The organism is Chloroflexus sp. (genome assembly GCF_034431535.1).
Lineage (GTDB): Bacteria > Chloroflexota > Chloroflexia > Chloroflexales > Chloroflexaceae > Chloroflexus.
On record NZ_DAOUDC010000072.1, the window covers coordinates 105887 to 120431 of the forward strand.

Sequence of the window (14545 nt, forward strand, 5' to 3'; positions counted from 1 at the left end):
GCAGATGCGCTGAGCCGGCCCATTGCTTGCAAGGAATGAGGTTATGTTAAAATTGCGGAAAAAATCCGCCACGGCGGCCCCCGCTGAATTACCGTTGCTGATCGAGACGGCCAATGGCAGTCTGCGCCGCATCTTTGCCGGCCCGCAGATTAGCCAGCTTCGCCGGATGGTGACCGATTTGCTCGTCGGCCAGCGGTTGCCTGACCGGATCGGCTTCACGGCAGCATTGCGCGGCGAGGGGGTTAGCTACATCACCTTAGCCAGCGCTGTCACTCTTGCCCATGATACTGGCCGGCGGGTTTGCGCCGTCGAATTCAATTGGTTGGCGCCGGGGATGCTGACCAACCTTAACCCGCCACCGCTAGCCAGCGGACGGGGCAAACGCCGGGAACCAGCCCCGACGCCGACGCCGCTGCCGGTATTGCCCGGTGTGGCTGAAGTGTTGCGCGGGCAAGTTACCCTCGATGAAGCATTGCTCGCTACGAACCATGCTGGGTTGTGGTTGCTGCCCGCTGGCGCTGCGACGGTTGAACAACGACCGCTGCTGGCCCGCAGCGCCGAATTGCGATCCCTGCTCAACACGCTTAGCGAACGCTTTGATCACGTGTTGCTCGATGTGCCGGCGGTGTTGGAAGTCAGTGACTCGTTGGCGCTCGTCGCTTTGGCAACCGCATGTGCGCTCGTTGTGCGCCAGGGGGTGACACCGATCACCGAGGTGCAACGTGCGCTCAACGACATTCAGCATGTGCCAGTGTTAGGGGTGATCCTTAATCAAGCGCAGATTGCAACCCCGCGCTGGATCCATCGCCTCATTCCACAGGAGTAAGGCATGAAGTTCTTTGTCGCTTTTTTAGTGTTGTGCTTGTTCATTGGTGTGCTAACACCGCATTGGCGCATGCGTGATCTGGTGCCGCTGATGATCGTGTTGAGCGCTGCAGTGGTTGCTGCCTACTACTTCTTTAACCTCATTTGACCGGTATCTAGGCCAGCGTGGCATTATGCTTGATCTGCTCGTTCCCCGCTATCCCGATGTCATGACTGTCGCCCGCCGTAACGAACGGCGCTGGTGGATCCTGTTTATGGCCGTGGTGGCGCTAACCGGCGTGGTGATGCTCTTGTTGCGCCGCCGGATAGCGCCCGAATCGGTGCTGGCCTTTTTGCTTTTCGGCGGGGTGCTGCTCGCGACTGCGATCCAACCGCGCTTCGGCCTGTATGCCATTCTTGGTTTGACCCTGTTTGGCGATCGCTCGCTGCACCCGTGGTATCCCTTCACCAAGAATCTGTCCAGTCTCGAGTCGATCATGTATGTGTCCGACTCGTTTTCGTTTAGCCCGCAAGAGCTGACAATTGTTTGGACACTGGTGGTATGGTTTGTGCGTGCGGTGGCGGAACGGCGGTTGCGGATTCATTTTGGCCCGCTCTTTTGGCCGGCGGCGCTCTTTTTGATCTTTAACGCGATTGGCTTGGGGTACGGGTTAGCCAATGGCGGTAATCGCGTGATTGCGCTCTGGGAAGTGCGTTCAATCTTTTACTTGCCGCTCATGTTGCTGTTGGCGAGCAATCTGATCGAAACGCGCGCCCAATTGAATACGCTTTTTTGGGTTGCGACCGTGGCCTTGTTTGCCAAGGGGATGGCCGGCGTTTGGTATGTGCATGATGTGTTGAAGTGGGATTTGGAGGGGGTGGAGCGGATCGCCGAGCATGCGATGTCGATCCACTTCAATTTCTTCTTTGTGCTCTTGATTGCGGCGTGGCTCTACTATGACACCACCGCCCGTCGTTTCTCAATGGTCTTGATGGCGCCGTTTGTGCTGTTTAGCCTTGTCGCCAATTTTCGCCGTGCTGGCTTTTTGACCTTGGGGATGGCAATTGGCTTGATTGTGTTGCTGCTTTATCTCGAACATCGTCGCCTGTTTTATCTGATTGCGCCAACCGGTGCAATAGCAGTGGCGGCATATTTGATGATCTTCTGGAACAATGAGGGGCCACTCGGTATATTAGCTCGGGCCGTGCGCTCAGTGATCGGCCAAGCGAGCGCCCGTGATGCAGCCTCGAATATCTATCGGGATTTGGAAAATATTAATATTATGTTCACCATTCGCCAAGCGCCGTTAACAGGTATCGGCTTTGGCAATAAGTTTTACATGATTGTGCCGATGCCTGATATTAGCTTCTTTGAATGGTGGGAATATATCACGCATAACTCGATTATGTGGGTTTGGATGAAGATCGGTGTGATCGGATTTTATGCACTCATCCTCCTATTAGCGCTTACAATGCTCTATGGGGCGCGGATGGTGCGATTAATGCCGCGTGGTCAATTGCGAGTGTTTGCGCTTACTGCGACCCTCTATATCTTTACCCACTTTGTCTATGCCTACGTTGACATGTCATGGGAAGGTGGCAGCATGGTGTTTGTCGGTACAATGATGGGTGTGATCAATGCGATGCCGCAAATTGCCGCCAGCAAGCCGGCACCGGTGAGGCCATGGCGTGTGTTCCAGCCGCCCTCTGATCGCAGCTAGTGGTTGTTGAGATGAGTTGGATGTTACTGGCGACGCAGTATGCCAACGTTGGCCCTCAATCATCGCCCGCCGCTAGCGGTGCAGCTATCTCTCACTAGCGGGATGCTTGTGATTGGCGTTTGTATGTCATTGTGCGGGCGTTTCCCAGCTCAATGCAGGCCATGACTTCCGGGAAGCATACAAATCGCTGTGTCGATATGCGTTCGCAGCACCGAAACGATAGTGGCTGTCAGCAATAGGCTTCTTCAAAACAATCGTTCCGCTAGGTCTGCGCTCTTATTCAGAGGTCGTATGCGTGTGCGGCTTGCTTGTTTCATTCTTTGCCTGCTTATCGCCCTGACCGGTTGTGGCCGCCGTGTGGGCTTTGACCCGCCAACTATTGTTGCCCCCACGCCAACTATCGCACCCTTTTTTCAAGAACGCCCAACTGCTACTCCGTTTATACCACTGCTGACCTTCACGCCATGGCCAACGCATCTAGCGGCAACTGCTACTGCCGTGACCAGTAATGACACGAGTAATCTTCAGATCGTGCCGGTCTACCGTGACGACCTCAGTCCGGGTTGGAGTGTGGAGCACAGCGCGTTGTTGAGCAGTTTGTCGCTAACCCAGACAAATGTTATCGCGCTGGGTCGAGCCGCGATTGCAGTCACGCCGAGTGAGAGCACCGGCATCCTCTTTTTCACCCTCACCCGCGAGAGCGGAATTGAGTTGCGGCGCGATCAAGTGGCGGCGCTGCGGCTCCGGCTGAGCGGCGGCGATACACCGCTTGCCAATGATGCTATGACGATTTCAGTGGTGGGGAGCAATCGCGTGCCGTATTGGATGCCTGACGATAATTCAGTAACGTTGGAAGGACGGGTGACTGATAGTGCCGAGCCGCTCTTCCCTGAAACCCGCCTCTACTTTCTCGGTCTCAATCGCGCAATTGCGCCTGGTGAGTGGGCCGAGGTTTATGTCTGGCTTGATGATCTGATCTACGAGCCGGAATATGCCTACGTAACCGGTTTTTACCTCAAAACGAGCAGCGATCTCGTGCCGCAATATTACGTCGATCAGATCGAATTCCTCGTGCGCGCACCGTAGTAGAGGCACACTGCCGTGTGCCTCCAAAAACACACCGCAGTGCGCCTCCAAAAACATCCGTGTGTCCTTACGACCGGTTCCGCGCGGTGCGGATCCAATCACGTGGTTTGATGCCGAGTGCGAGCCGCGCATAGAGCCACAACTTCCACACAATGAAAAATGGTGTAAATAGCAACGATCGGTAAATCGGCCACGGCGCGCGCACGAGGATCAAGCCGCTGAGGATGTAGACGATCTGACCGCCGAGAATGAACCCAGCCAGCGCCAACGCTGCAGGATCGCGCAAGGCTACTGCGGCGAGTGCAATCAGAATGCTCGCGCCGGTCACTACTGAGAAGGGCGGGATGAGTTGCTCGATGGCGGCGTCGATCAAGAGAAAACTACGCCTCCGGATCCCTTCGCGGAGGAGTTGGGGCACGTAGTTGCGCACCATCTCCATCCGGCCTCGTTCCCACCGCTCGTTTTGGCTTTGTGCCGCGCGCAGACTATCGGGCATCTCGGCCCACACCACCGCGTCAGGCGCGAACATTGCCCGTTCGCCGGCCAAAATCAAGGCCATGTGGTACTCTATGTCTTCAGTGAGCGAGGCCGTCCAGCGGTGGCGACGCACAATCTCGGCGGCAAAGACCATGCCGTTGCCCTTCAACCCGGTTGACCCGCCCAGCACCATCCGGCCTAGCGGACGCAGGTAGTGCAGGACGATCAGCGCCACGGCCCGAATTCCGGCGCTCCACGCGCCTTCGGGTTGGCGCACCGTGTAATAAGCCTGAATCACCCGTTCACCGCGAGCGAGGCGGGCATCCATGACCCGCAAGAAATTGGTCGAGACGACCGAGTCAGCGTCGAGAATGACAAGCGCGTCATGCGGCACATTGCGTTGCCAAATCTGCTGCAATAGCCACTCGAGCGCATACCCTTTGCCGCGCAGCGTTTGATCGAAGCGTTCGTACACCTGCGCGCCGTGAGGTTTGGCTACAGCGGCAGTGCGGTCGGTGCAGTTGTCGGCGACCACGTGAACGTTGTACAGCTCACGCGGATAGTCGAGTTGGTTGAGGTTGGTCAGCAGATCAGGCAGCAGCCGCTCTTCGTTGTGAGCCGGGATCATGATTACGAAACGGGTCGTGGGCCGGTCACGTAGCGGTGTTGTGCGACGGGCAAAGAAGGCGGCAATCGTCAACAACAGCAGATAAGCAACGATCAACGCCAGTGCGCCGCCGATGATCCAGTAGCCAATCGCCAGCACTTGCCACACCAACGACATCATAGCCGTTCCCTTTGCTTGGTAGAGAGGGGTTCAACCCCAGCTTCAGCCAGCGTCTCGTACAGCAGATCGGTTAAGCGAACGGCATAATGGTCAAGGTTCATCCGCTCTTCGATCAGCCGGCGACCAGCGCGCCCCATCCGGGTCGCGGTTTCCGGTTCGGCTAGCAGCCGTTCGATCGCGGCGCGCAAGGCTGCCGGATCGCGCGGCGGCACGTATAACCCGTTCTCGCCGTCGACAAGCACATCGGTCTGGCCGGGAGTGCGAGTACAAATCACGGCGCGCTCCATTGCCATCGATTCAAGGATGGCGGTCACGCCCGCTTGAAACTCCACCGGTTCCAGCGGCATGACCAAAAACCGGCTGTCGCTGTAGAGTTGGCGTAGTTCGTATTGGCTAAACTTCTGCACACGGACATTGGGCGGAATGGCCTGACCTTGGGTGCTATCGCGTTGTTTCGACCACGGGCTAGCCGCGGCGACCACTACGTCAGCGTTGAGACCATCGACAGCGCGCAGTAACGTGGGGTAGTCGCGCCGTTCGAGGCCAACCGCGCAGATCTGGGGCCGCGGCGTAGGTCGGGGTGGGGCGAGACGGGGGTTGAAGAAGCGGTCATCAACCATAAATGGCGTAAAGGGCACCCGCTGTTGCGGCAGGTTCCAACGGCTGGTAATGAACCTTTGTTGCCATGTTGAATAAACCGCGAAGCGATCAATATGGCTCTGGACGCCAAATCGGTCGAGAAAGACCATCTTCTTGGGCACCGACAGGATATGCACGATCATTAGGTGGCGCGGTCGCCGATTGGGGCTAAAAAACTTGAGCAATGCCGCTAGCGGCAACCCAACCTGCTCGCCATCGGTGAAGATAGCCTGATAGTGATGGCGGCGGGTAAAACAGGCCCATGCCAGCATCAAATTTGGCCCGCCCAATTTCTCAAATAGGCGACCAACGACGCCGCTGGTGGCGCGGGCTATGCGGTAATCGAGCAGATCCGCATCGAAGTGACGGGCTAGCTCAAGGTAATCGGCGCGCGGGCGGCGTCCGGCTGCAATCTGCTGTTCAAGATCGGGAGGAATCACTCCCGAAACGGTGAGCAAAACATGATTCACGCCGGAATCCTCTCTTGCATGCGAGTAAGCTCAATTTCACCTTTGATCACATCAAGTAGCCGGCCAGCATTACGGCCTGCGTCATAATGCCGGATGACATGGGCTTGTGCCCGTTCGCCGAAATGGAGTCGCTCGTCAGGATGCGTGACCAAACGGCGCAACGCTTCGGTAAGCGCGGCTTGATCTCCAGCAGGAATAAGCAGACCGGTCTCGCCATCACGCACGATTTCAGGAATAGCGGCCACGCGAGTGCTAATGGCAGGCAAGCCGGCTGCGGCCGCTTCCGACAATACCATCGGCAGGCAGTCACCAAACGTTGGTAGGGCAAAGATGTCAGCTTGAGAGTAGAGCGCTTTAAGAGCTGCGCTGTTCGGTTGCATGCCGTGGTAGACAAAGACTCCTTCTCCCGCTGGCACGTGATCTTTTGTCACAAGATGCAGCTCGACGCCGAGCGGGCGGAGAGCTCGGAAGGATTCGAGCAGCAGTAAGCCGCCTTTGCGTTCCAAATCGGCCCCCACGAAGAGAATTTTCACCGGTCCATCGTGCCGTGTGTGTGGAGTGGGGCGTTGCCACTCATACACATTCACGCCGGGCGGAATGACAGTAATCTTATCTGCCGGTACGCCGTAGCCCTCGATCAGCCCCTCTTTGGCCCACTGGCTCCATGTGACTAAATGGCGCGCCAGACAAAAGCAGCGCCGGTTGAGCCGCCACTTGAGCTGTTCGAGCCATTGCGGACCAGACTCATGCTGGTAATAAGGGCCGAGCTGGTCGTATTGCAAGGGTGTGGCATCTAGCGAAACAATGCTGGGGTAACGGCGGAGCCAATCGGGGTTTAATACCGCCGGCACCTGCGTGTGGAAAAAGAGGGCATCGATGGTCGCGTATTTGGCCAGCCGGCGTAGCGAATGGCGAGTGCGCAAACCGGCGCGCACTGTCCAGTTGCTTTTGTAAATCGGTATTTGTGCCGCGATCCCGCTTGTCTCGAACGGGATCAGTGCCCAGTGTGGCCGCACGTCAGGATCGCGCCGGACGTTTGTCTGCAAGTTTTTGGCATGCGTGACGTGACCAAGAGCTTGCTCAAGCACAAAACCAATGTTGTACAACGCTGAGCCATTCATCTTGATTGCCTGCCGAATCTAGAGAAGCTGTCTCGCTTGAACGAAAACCTGCCTGCCTGTGACGTTGAGTATAGCGAATGAGCATAACCTTAACGTTAATCTGACGCTCGATCGGGTTGCAATGTTGTCATACCGCTTGGCACGGTGCTGAACCATGCATCTGCCGGTATGTGGTATATCTACAGGTGCAATAATGATGGTCTGATGGCAAAAGGAACCGGCATGCGCGTACCTCTGCTGATCGCATTCCTGCTCACTAGTCTGATCGCGGCTTGTGCTGCGCCGCCGCCGCCAACACCGGCGCCGGTGACGCCTAGCACGACGGCGGTCGTGCTAAATGAAGTGATGTTTACCGAACTCGGCGTGCGATTGCGTCTGCCGGATGGATGGCAGAGCCGGGTGGAAGGGAGTGCGTTACGTATTGCCCCTGATGCGGCTACTCTCGCGACCGGTGTGATCAATGGGCCGGTAATTGCGCTCGATACGACGCCATTGGCGGCGCTGACCGCGCAATACGGCCCGGCGGCGGCTAACCCAGAGACGGTGTTTGAACTGGCGAGTAGTTTGATCCAGTCGGCTGGCTATACGATTGGGCCTACCCAAGCGGTGCAGATCGGCGCGGCCCAAGGGTTGGCCGCCGATCTCAGCGGCCCGGCCAGTGCCGGCCGGTTGTGGGTGTTGGTTGATGAGATGCGGGTGGTGCGCGTGTTGGCTCAAGCGGCGGCCGCCGACTGGGAAGCTGAACAACCGATCATTGAACGGATCGTGGCTTCGCTGGAGGTGTTGCCGTTGCCTACTCCCACCCCGACGCCGGTTGATGTGGCTGCCCAGCCGCAAATTGTGCGTTCAGGGCCGCCGGGCTTTGTGCTGCGGCTGGGTGGTCGCAGCGGCCCAGCCAATAGCCGGTTTGTCGCCGTGCGCGGGCTGGCGGCAGCGCCCGATGGCGCGCTCTACCTCGCCGAAAGCGGGCGCGGGATTTGGGTCTTTGCTCCTGATGGCATGCTGCGCACCACCTTCGGCGCCGATGAATTGCTCGACGCTTACGATGTTGCGCTTGGTCCGAACGGCGATCTCTACGTCGCCGATTACGGACGCAACGCGATTGTCCGCTTCAGTGCCGATGGCGCGTTTCTTGGCCGGTGGGGCGGCCACGGCGATGCCCCCGACCAGTTTGGCCTGTCGGCGCCGCAACGGATCGCCGTTGGTACGGATGGCAGCGTGTACGCGCTTGATACCCGTCTCGGCCTTGATGGTCTAGCCGCTAGCAGTATTGTCCGCTTTAGCGCCGAAGGCCGTCTGCTGGAACGGATTGCCTTGCCGCCCGATCTCGCGCCTGCAGACTTGGTGGTGGATCGCAGCGGCGCGATCTATCTGGCCGAGAGTTTTGCCGGTGCGATCGTTAAATTGGCCCCTGACGGCAGTGTGCTGGCCCGTTGGGGTGATCCAGCCGATCCTGCCCGATTGGCTGGGCCGGTGCTCGATATTGACCGCGCTGGATACCTCTACCTCGCCACCTATGCCGGCACGATCCTGCGCCTTGCTCCGGACGGCACGATTGTGGCCCGTGGCGGCGCGCCGGCTGCTCCCGGCAGCATCCCCAACCCCGGCGAGTTGAGCTTGCCCAACGGGATTGTGGCCGCTCCCGGTGGCGTGGTCTGGGTGAGTGACAATAGCGGCGAATACAGCGCGGTGACAGCGTTCCGCTTGCAAACCGACGCCGATGCGCTGGCGACAGCAATGGCGCTCACGCCGGTCGCTGAAGCGCCGCCGAGCGAGACGGTGCAGCAGTGGGCAGCGTCAGCTACGGCCAGCAGCTTCTACGCGCCCGATTACGATCCCAGCGGCGTGGTCGGGCCGCCTGATGTGCCGTCGTGCCAAGACAGCCCCAAGGCGTGGGCGCCGGCGACTCCCGGCAGCCGCGAGACGCTGACCGTCTCCTTTGCCGATCCGGTCTTTGCCACCGGCCTGATCATCTACCAAAACCACCAACCCGGCTACATCACGCTGGTCGAACTGATTGACGAACAGGGTACAGCCAAGGTGGTCTACCGCGCCGAACCGGCCCCGGCGCCTGAGTGCCCGTTCGCGCTCACGATCACGGTAGAGCAGGCCCTTACCCGGATCGTTGGCGCGCGGATCACGCTTGATCAGCGCGATGGCAGTTGGAGCGAGATCGATGCGGTGGCATTAATCGGCGTACCGTGATAACGTAGGGACATTGCGGTGCCATGTCCCTACGACCTTCGCACCGGAACGCCGTGTTCAGCCAGATACTGCTTGACATCGACGACCGAATAGTCGCCGAAGTGGAAGATCGAGGCTGCCAGTACTGCGTCAGCGCCGCCTTCGACAATCCCGCGGTACATGTCGTGCGGCGAGCCAACCCCGCCCGATGCAATCACCGGCACCGGCGAGATGGCGGTGATCGCTTGCAGCAGTTCGAGATCGTAACCGGTGCGCGCGCCGTCAGCATCCATACTGTTGATGCAGATTTCACCCGCGCCGAGATCGATCCCGCGCTTGATCCACGCGATCGCGTCGAGGCCAGTCGGGCGCGGGTTAGCGCCAGTGTGGGTAAAGACCTCCCACCGCGGCGGTTCGCCGGGTGCGTTAACCCGCTTGGCATCGACCGACAGCACAATGCACTGGCTGCCGAACCGCCGCGCGCCTTCGGCAATCAGGTTCGGATTGTAGACCGCAGCCGTATTCAGGCTCACCTTATCGGCTCCAGCTCGCAGCATCCGGTACATATCCTCAACGCTGCGCAAGCCGCCGCCGACCGTCAGCGGGATAAACACCTCGGCGGCGGTGCGCTCGACCACGTCCACCATAATCGCCCGCTCATCGCTTGAGGCGGTAATATCGTAGAAGACCAATTCATCGGCGCCAGCGGCGTTGTAGGCTGCCGCCAACGCCACCGGATCACCGGCGTCGCGGTGGTTGAGGAATTTGACCCCCTTCACCACTCGCCCGGCCTTCACATCAAGACAAGGAATAATTCGTCGCGTTAACATACCATCACCTTTGCTTTTGTGAACCCATTCATGCTTGCATCACCAGCGGCGCGTTATAACATAACATTAACAAACCCTTTGTGCGCTTTGCGATCTTCGCGCCTTTGCGTTAAAACGCTCTGCGTCTCTGCACCCTCTGTGCCTTGTCACTTAGGTCGCACCTGCCCGCGCCGGCCCCGCTCCTCCGCTGGCGGCGCCGCTTCAGCAGCAGCCGCTTCTTTTTGGGCCTGTGCTTCATCAATCAGAAACTGGGTGGCCCGCGTACTCCACAATACCAACAGCGCAACAGCAAAGAGCAAGAAAGGCACCACCAGCACCACACTGCTCAGAATCAAGATGAACCCCATCAGCAGCATGGTTACAAGCGTATAGAGGGGCCGGCTGACAATCATCACCAGCGCATTGCGCGCGATCTGCTTCAGCGAAGGCCGTTCCATCAGCACCATCAGCGGAAAGGCGTAGATAATCAGCGCTGACCAGAGCATAAAGAGGTAGAGGAAAAAGCCGATCAGCACCCCGCCCAACATACCGGGAACGCCGGCATAGAAGGCCAGATTCCACAAAATCAACACCAACCCGGCCATCCACACCCCATACAGCCGCCATGCCGGCACGGCGTAAGCCCGCATGCCAGCAAAAAAGTCGCTGAGTTTGCTGGTCCGCCCTTCCATAATCCGCTTGCTCAGCGCATACAAACCGGCAAAAGCGGGGGCTGCCGGCCCGACTCCCGCCAGCGCCGCCGCTGCCGCCGGCAGCGCCGCATTGCTCACCATGGCGACGTAGGCAATGCTAAACAGCGGCACGCTCATTGCCGCCCACAGAATATTGGCCAGCGTGAGCAACAGAAATTCGTCGAACAGATCGCGTAATGCGCCCCACAACACGCGTAAAGGCGCGGTTACAGCAGATGGATTGAAGGAACGAGGTTGGTTCATCACGTTTGTATTATACGCGACAACAGATCGCGTTGCTAAGGTATAGCTCGCCTACGGCGCATCTTCCGCCCACAATACGATCACGCGCCGAACATCCAGCGCAAATAGACCATGGTCAAAGGGCGCGTCGCTCAGCGAGCGCCAGCCGATCACTTCATTGCCCTGTACGTCATAGATCGCAAACTCGCCGCTCACTGCGCCGTTGGTAAAGTAACGCGCCTGCGACCCCACCAGCGCCAATACCCTGCTGGCCAATTCGCTCGCCTGCGCCGCTGGCACAATCTCGTCAGGGTAGGCGAGATCGTGGGCGATAATGTGCGTGGCAATCTTGACCGCAATCCGGCGCGGCACCTCGATCCAGTGCGGCCCCAGCGGTTGAAAGTCGAGTTCGCGCGCAGCAGCATCTAGCGCCTCGTGTAGGGTCTGCGGTGCGCGCGTGAGCCGGAACGCCGCGCCGGTGAGCGGGTAGCTCGGCGCGCGCGCTGTCTCAATCGCCACCCACAAGCCTTCAATTGCCGGATCAGTTTCAAGTATCAGGAAAGGTTCGGCCATAACGCCTCGTTGGTAGGTCATCGTTATAGCTCTATCATAACAAAAGTAGCCGGAAGCGTCGCGCAATGCAACAGTGTGATCTGAAATGCCTCAACTGCTCGCAGATCACCATACCTCGCCCGCGCCGCAGGCTTCGTAAACGTAGCCGGCCCCGCAGCGAAGCAATTCCCCGCGAGGGCGGACCGCAGTCCCATCAGGCCTTGTTCCCGCTGACGGGGGAGATTGCGAGGGAGTGGCGACACCCCGTGCGACTAGGTGCCGCCACTCCCTCGCAATGACCGACCCTTACCCCCAACCTTTTCCCGCAACGTGGGCGAGGGGCGCTGCTGCGTTCCACTCCCACCAGGTCTTGCGCCAATCCAGCGACTCCCCCCTCTCCCGTAATCCGGGAGAGGGGGCTGGGGGTGAGGGCCCGCCCGCGCAGCGGTGTCCTTCAAGGCTGGGCACCGCTGCGCAGGCCAGCGCACCATCTCCCCAGCCTGCGGCTTCGCAAACATAGCAGCCTCGCACCCGCCGCTGCCAGCGCAGGCGCACGATCGTATCGTCGCTGTTCATGCTGCGTTCCTGCCAAGCAGTGGTATGATGAACCACAGAGTGGTGATCTCGCGCCGGCGATGAGCGACGGCGCACCATCAGGAGATGTTGCCTCATGAATGAACCCGTGACAACCGCCATCGACCAGTTGTGCGCCAACGCCATCCGCGCGCTGGCCATCGACGCCGTCCAACAAGCCAACAGCGGCCACCCCGGTATGCCGCTTGGCATGGCCGATGCCGCCTACGTGCTCTGGACCCGCTTTCTCAAGCATAACCCTTCCGACCCGCATTGGCCTAACCGTGACCGGTTTGTGCTGTCGGCAGGGCACGGCTCGATGTTGCTCTATGCTTTGCTCCATCTCACCGGCTATGATCTGTCGTTGGATGAACTGAAACAGTTCCGGCAGTGGGGTAGCCGCACGCCCGGCCATCCTGAATATCACGAGACGCCGGGGGTTGAGATGACCACCGGCCCGCTGGGGCAGGGGATTGCCACGGCGGTTGGCATGGCGATTGCCGAGCGTTGGTTGGCAACAAAGTTTAACCGTACTGGGTTTCCGTTGGTCGATCACTATACCTACGTCATTGCCAGCGATGGCGATCTGATGGAAGGCATCTCACACGAAGCGGCTAGTCTGGCTGGCCATCTGCGCTTGGGCAAGTTGATCGTGCTGTACGACAGCAACGATATTTCGCTGGTTGGGCCGACCAAGCTGGCGTGGAGCGAGAACGTGGCCGAGCGGTTTGCCGCTTATGGGTGGCAAGTGTTGTACGCCGACGGTCACAATATGTCGTCGGTGGCTTTAGCCTTGGCCGAAGCGATCGCTGACGGCGAGCGTCCTTCGCTGATCATAACCCGTACCGTGATCGGGTACGCGAGCCCGCGCGCCGGTAGCCACAAAGCCCACGGCGAGCCGCTCGGCGTCGAGGGGGTGCGCTTGACCAAAGAAGCGCTCGGTTGGCCGCAAGAGCCGGCTTTCTACGTGCCTGATGAGGTCTACGACCACATGCAATTGGCGGTTGAAGTCGGCGAGGTGCGCCAGCGCGAATGGGAGGCGATGCTGCGCCGTTATCGAGCTTCGTACCCCGAACTGGCCGCTGAATGGAACCTCTTGCAAACAGGTGTCTTGCCCGATGGCTGGGAAGCGGCGCTGCCGATCTTTGCGCCCGATCCGAAGGCTAAAGGCACCCGCACTGCTTCCGGCGTGGTCTTGCAGGCGTTGGCCCCGATCATACCCGGTTTGCTCGGCGGTTCGGCTGACCTGCACACCTCGGATTTTACCTATTTGGAAAGGCTAGGGTCGATCAGCGGCGACAATTTTTACGCGCGCAACCTGCACTTTGGCGTCCGTGAGCACGCGATGGGCGCAATCCTCAATGGTATGGCGTTGCACGGCGGCATCATCCCCTATGGCGGCACCTTCCTTGTGTTCAGCGACTATATGCGCCCGTCCATCCGGTTGGCGGCGTTGATGGGCTTGCGCGTCATCTACGTCTTTACCCACGATAGCATTGGTGTCGGCGAAGATGGCCCCACTCACCAGCCGGTCGAGCATCTGGTGTCGTTGCGCGCCATTCCCAACCTGCTAGTGGTGCGTCCGGGAGATGCCAACGAGGTGGCAATGGCATGGCGCTTGGCCCTCCAGCGCACCACTGGTCCCACCGCGCTGATCCTCTCGCGCCAGAACGTGCCGACCCTCGACCGCACCCAGCTCGGCGCTGCCGATGGCGTCTTGCGCGGCGGGTATGTGTTGCGCGCCGCCGATTCTGCCCAAGCGCTCATCATTGCTACCGGCTCGGAAGTGCAAATTGCGTTGGCTGCGGCGGAGCAATTGGCGAATGAGGGCATCGCTGTGCAGGTGGTCAGCATGCCCTGCCGCGAGTTGTTCGATCAGCAAGAGCAAGCCTACCGCGAGCGCGTGTTGCCCCCATCAGTCAAAGCGCGGGTTGCCATCGAGGCTGGGCGATCACTGGGTTGGGAACGCTATGTTGGCTGTGGCGGCGCGATCATTGGCGTCGATCGCTTCGGCGCTTCCGCGCCCTTCCAGCGCCTCTACACCGAATTTGGCCTGACCGCCGAGTGTGTTGTGGTGGCGGTGAAAGAGCAGCTTGGCCAGCGCCAGTAAGGAGTAAATGCAGCTCCTAATGGAGTGCGGCAGTATGGTTGCCGCACGGCAGGTCCTCTGCGACCTATGTTTGAGTGCGGCAGTTTAGCTGCCGCACTTTATTTTTACAGAAACCGTGGCGCGAAAGCTCACACGCTTTCGCGGTGGGATGAAGCGCCGCCATTGAATATCACGGGACTGGTACGTACCCACCCGCTCGCCCAGTCTATCAGCGATGCCGGATGGGGCCTCGTGGTGAACGTGCTGCGCGCCAAGGCTGAGCGTGCCGGGCGCGTGG

12 protein-coding genes and 1 pseudogene are annotated in these 14545 nt (G+C 59.6%); 7 read left to right on the forward strand and 6 right to left on the reverse strand.

Annotated elements, in window-relative coordinates:
- Window positions 1-43: 43 nt before the first annotated feature.
- From U9R61_RS17915 to U9R61_RS17930, 4 genes are all read left to right on the forward strand, one after another.
- Window positions 44-826: a CpsD/CapB family tyrosine-protein kinase gene (locus tag U9R61_RS17915; protein ID WP_322490178.1), complete on the forward strand. Its 783-nt coding sequence runs from the start codon at window positions 44-46 to the stop codon at window positions 824-826.
- A 3-nt stretch (window positions 827-829) separates the two neighbouring features.
- Complete coding sequence (locus tag U9R61_RS17920) at window positions 830-973, forward strand: hypothetical protein (RefSeq protein WP_322490179.1); 144 nt, start codon at window positions 830-832, stop codon at window positions 971-973.
- Window positions 974-998: 25 nt separating this feature from the next.
- Window positions 999-2525 (forward strand): O-antigen ligase family protein, encoded by a 1527-nt coding sequence (locus U9R61_RS17925; RefSeq protein WP_322490180.1) that lies wholly within the window; start codon window positions 999-1001, stop codon window positions 2523-2525.
- 291 nt (window positions 2526-2816) lie between these two features.
- On the forward strand, window positions 2817-3611 hold the full coding sequence (locus tag U9R61_RS17930) for a hypothetical protein (RefSeq protein ID WP_322490181.1): 795 nt from the start codon (window positions 2817-2819) through the stop codon (window positions 3609-3611).
- A gap of 67 nt (window positions 3612-3678) precedes the next feature.
- Here U9R61_RS17930 and U9R61_RS17935 read toward each other — a convergent pair whose 3' ends face one another.
- The 3 genes from U9R61_RS17935 to U9R61_RS17945 are packed head-to-tail and all read right to left on the reverse strand — an operon-like array spanning window position 3679 to window position 7105.
- Window positions 3679-4875: a glycosyltransferase family 2 protein gene (locus U9R61_RS17935; RefSeq protein ID WP_322490182.1), complete on the reverse strand. Its 1197-nt coding sequence runs from the start codon at window positions 4873-4875 to the stop codon at window positions 3679-3681.
- The gene (locus tag U9R61_RS17940; RefSeq protein ID WP_322490183.1) at window positions 4872-5984 is read right to left on the reverse strand and encodes a glycosyltransferase family 4 protein; all 1113 of its coding nucleotides are present in this window, start codon (window positions 5982-5984) and stop codon (window positions 4872-4874) included. Before U9R61_RS17940 ends, U9R61_RS17935 begins: the two co-directional genes overlap by 4 nt.
- A complete protein-coding gene (locus U9R61_RS17945; protein WP_322490184.1) occupies window positions 5981-7105 on the reverse strand; it encodes a glycosyltransferase family 4 protein in 1125 nt (374 codons plus the stop codon). The genes U9R61_RS17940 and U9R61_RS17945 overlap by 4 nt, the downstream gene beginning before the upstream one ends.
- Before the next feature lie 222 nt (window positions 7106-7327).
- On the opposite strand from U9R61_RS17945, the gene U9R61_RS17950 reads away from it, so the two are divergent.
- Window positions 7328-9310: an NHL repeat-containing protein gene (locus U9R61_RS17950; protein ID WP_322490185.1), complete on the forward strand. Its 1983-nt coding sequence runs from the start codon at window positions 7328-7330 to the stop codon at window positions 9308-9310.
- A 29-nt stretch (window positions 9311-9339) separates the two neighbouring features.
- Here the strand turns inward: U9R61_RS17950 and hisF are convergent, their stop codons facing one another.
- From hisF to U9R61_RS17965, 3 genes are all read right to left on the reverse strand, one after another.
- Window positions 9340-10119, reverse strand: a complete 780-nt coding sequence (gene hisF, locus U9R61_RS17955) for an imidazole glycerol phosphate synthase subunit HisF (protein WP_322490186.1) — start codon at window positions 10117-10119, stop codon at window positions 9340-9342.
- A 146-nt stretch (window positions 10120-10265) separates the two neighbouring features.
- Window positions 10266-11054 carry a hypothetical protein gene (locus U9R61_RS17960; RefSeq protein WP_322490187.1) on the reverse strand — a complete coding sequence of 263 codons (789 nt, stop codon included), beginning with the start codon at window positions 11052-11054 and terminating at the stop codon, window positions 10266-10268.
- A 51-nt stretch (window positions 11055-11105) separates the two neighbouring features.
- Window positions 11106-11606 (reverse strand): hypothetical protein, encoded by a 501-nt coding sequence (locus tag U9R61_RS17965; RefSeq protein WP_322490188.1) that lies wholly within the window; start codon window positions 11604-11606, stop codon window positions 11106-11108.
- Window positions 11607-12255: 649 nt separating this feature from the next.
- Here U9R61_RS17965 and tkt point away from each other — a divergent pair.
- The gene (tkt, locus tag U9R61_RS17970) at window positions 12256-14268 is read left to right on the forward strand and encodes a transketolase (RefSeq protein ID WP_322490189.1); all 2013 of its coding nucleotides are present in this window, start codon (window positions 12256-12258) and stop codon (window positions 14266-14268) included.
- Between the two features lie 66 nt (window positions 14269-14334).
- Window positions 14335-14545 (forward strand): annotated as a pseudogene (locus U9R61_RS17975) (hypothetical protein); the annotation flags it as partial.

Coding starts and splice junctions, on each gene's coding strand:
- U9R61_RS17960 (WP_322490187.1), bottom strand. CDS start 11,054: ATGAACCAACCTCGTTCCTTCAATCCATCTGCTGTAACCGCGCCTTTA.
- U9R61_RS17945 (WP_322490184.1), bottom strand. CDS start 7,105: ATGAATGGCTCAGCGTTGTACAACATTGGTTTTGTGCTTGAGCAAGCT.
- U9R61_RS17935 (WP_322490182.1), bottom strand. CDS start 4,875: ATGATGTCGTTGGTGTGGCAAGTGCTGGCGATTGGCTACTGGATCATC.
- U9R61_RS17965 (WP_322490188.1), bottom strand. CDS start 11,606: ATGGCCGAACCTTTCCTGATACTTGAAACTGATCCGGCAATTGAAGGC.
- tkt (WP_322490189.1), top strand. CDS start 12,256: ATGAATGAACCCGTGACAACCGCCATCGACCAGTTGTGCGCCAACGCC.
- U9R61_RS17930 (WP_322490181.1), top strand. CDS start 2,817: ATGCGTGTGCGGCTTGCTTGTTTCATTCTTTGCCTGCTTATCGCCCTG.
- U9R61_RS17950 (WP_322490185.1), top strand. CDS start 7,328: ATGCGCGTACCTCTGCTGATCGCATTCCTGCTCACTAGTCTGATCGCG.
- U9R61_RS17925 (WP_322490180.1), top strand. CDS start 999: ATGCTTGATCTGCTCGTTCCCCGCTATCCCGATGTCATGACTGTCGCC.
- U9R61_RS17915 (WP_322490178.1), top strand. CDS start 44: ATGTTAAAATTGCGGAAAAAATCCGCCACGGCGGCCCCCGCTGAATTA.
- hisF (WP_322490186.1), bottom strand. CDS start 10,119: ATGTTAACGCGACGAATTATTCCTTGTCTTGATGTGAAGGCCGGGCGA.
- U9R61_RS17920 (WP_322490179.1), top strand. CDS start 830: ATGAAGTTCTTTGTCGCTTTTTTAGTGTTGTGCTTGTTCATTGGTGTG.